2 protein-coding genes are annotated in these 2,279 nt (G+C 73.5%); both read right to left on the bottom strand.

All coding sequences use genetic code 11. The features are described 5' to 3' along the window. The coding region (locus AB0B89_RS36055) for an FUSC family protein (RefSeq protein WP_358562178.1) at positions 1–1,505 on the bottom strand (1,505 nt) is incomplete at its 3' end. A gap of 15 nt (positions 1,506–1,520) precedes the next feature. Then, the coding region (locus AB0B89_RS36050) for a molybdopterin cofactor-binding domain-containing protein (protein ID WP_358562175.1) at positions 1,521–2,279 on the bottom strand (759 nt) is incomplete at its 5' end.

Below are 2,279 nucleotides of genomic sequence, written 5' to 3'. Positions count from 1 at the left end.
TCGGCGAAGCGCGGCCCCACCGGGGCCTGCCAGTTCGCCGGCCACGGCAGGTAGCCGAGGAGCAGCACGATGGCGCAGCCGATCAGCGTGTCCACCAGCCGGATCTCCGCCAGCTTGGGGCCCGCGCCGGTCAGCAGGTCGACGAGCAGCACGACCAGCGGCACCTGGAACGTCGACATCAGCCCCCAGTTGCGCTGCTGCCCGTACGGCAGGAGCGCGGCGAAGACGGCGATCGGGATCAGGATCGCCGGGCCGTAGGGCACCACGGAGAGCACCACGGTGCCGATCACCGCGCCGACGACGGTGCCGATCCCCCGTTGCAGGGCCCGCGCGAACACCGAGCCGAAGTCGGGCTTCAGCACCAGGGCGACGGTCAGCATCGTCCAGTAGGAACGCTGGATCCAGTGCAGCTCGCTGATCGCCGCCGCGGCTCCCATGCACAGCGCCAGCCTGATCGTGTAGACGCGGGTCAGGTGCCCGTGCCGCATCCGCTCCCAGGCGGACCTGAGCCTGGCGCCGTACCCGACGCGCTCGTAGGGCAGTTGCCCGGCCGTCACATCCGCGCCCGAGACCAGCTCGACGGCCTCCTCCACGGCCGAGCGCAGGGCCCGCAGGGCGGGCGAGCCGGCCTCGCACCTCGGCGTCCCCGCGGGCGGGTCACCGCCGGACAGGGCGACGGAGACCGCCCGGACGACGCGGGCGATCTCCGTCGGCGGTTCGCGGTTCTCCTGGTTCAGCGAGACCAGCGCGTGGCGTGTCTGGGAGGCCTGGTTCAGCAGGGCGACCAGCCGCGTGCGTTCCTGATCGGGCCCCGCCGCCGACGAGCGGGCCCCGAACACGGTCTCGTAGGCGTTCTTGAGCGTGGTGTCGAACGCCGCCAGGGCGACGGCCCTGTCCGGCCCCGGCTCCTCGAAGAGGTGGCCGAGCTCCCGGTACACCTGGGCGACCGCCGCCTCCTCCGCGGCGCGGGGACGCACGGGCCAGGCGGCCACTGACAGCACCAGCGCCCACGCCGCCCCCAGAAGGTAGGCCAGAGCGCCCGCGAGGGACGTCTGCGGGTAGGGCACGCCGATGCCGAGCACCGTCATCACCAGCAGTTGGAGCGCGCTCAGCGAGCCCGCCGCCCCGCTCGTGCTGACCAGCGCGGACACCACCGAGACGACGACCACGACGGGCACCGTCCACCAGCCGAGCCCCCGCACCGCGTGCCCGATCATGTAGCCCGCCGCGCCTCCGGCCGCGGCCGAGGCGATGCGGACGATCCGGGCCCGGTACGAGCCGCCCCGGTCGGCCAGCGCCGCCGCCATGGCCCCCATGGCGGGCAGCAGGCCCAGTGTGATCCGCCCGGCGGCCCAGCCTGCCACAAGCGGGATCGTGACCGAGGCCGCGACGCGCGCCATGGCCCTCCAATGGGGACGTGCCCGGGCGGGACGCACCGTCTCCAGCAGCCAGCCGGGGGCGGCTTCGGCGAGCCGGTCGGCGGGACGCCGGAAGAGCCCGGTCATGTGCTCCCGCCGCGCTCAGCGCACCAGCTTGTCCAGGCGGATCGGCAGATCCCGGATCCGGACGCCGGTGGCGTGGTGGACGGCGTTGGCGACGGCCGCGGCGGTGCCGACGATCCCGATCTCGCCGATGCCCTTGGAGCCCATGGGGTTGAGGTGCGGGTCGTCCTCGTCCACCCAGTACGCCTGGATGTCTCGGATGTCCGCGTTGGCCGGGATGTGGTACTGGGCGAGGTCGTGGTTGAGGTAGTCGCCGAACTCGCGGTCCATGACGCTCTCCTCAAGGAGGGCCATGGACAAACCCATCGTCATGCCGCCGACGAGCTGCGAGCGCGCGGTCTTCGGGTTGAGGATCCGTCCGGCGGCGAACACGCCGAGCAGCCGCAGCACCCTGGTCTCGCCGGTGTCGGCGTCCACGCCCACCTCGGCGAACTGCGCGCCGAACGCGTGCCGCGCGAACTTCGCCTGGTCGCGGACCTCCTGTCTGGTGTCGGCGACGGCCTCGACCCCGGCGGGCGGCACGACGCCGCCCCGGCGTTCCAGCTCCGCGAGGAGCATCTCGCAGGCCCTGACCACGGCCGTGCCCCACGAGGCGGAGCCCATGGACCCGCCCGCCAGGGAGGCCTTGGGCAGCTCGCTGTCGCCGATCTCCACCTTCACCCGGCCGGGGGACGCGCGGAGGCTGCTCATCTGGACCACCACGCCGTGGACGCTCGTGTCCAACACCGCCGTGGCCGTCCACCCCGACGTGACGTACGTCGTCGCGGCCAAGGACGG

The organism is Sphaerisporangium sp. NPDC049002 (assembly GCF_040649355.1).
Lineage (GTDB): Bacteria > Actinomycetota > Actinomycetes > Streptosporangiales > Streptosporangiaceae > Sphaerisporangium.
The sequence above is the reverse complement of the archived record's forward strand: the minus strand, read 5'-3'. Positions and strand labels throughout refer to the sequence as shown.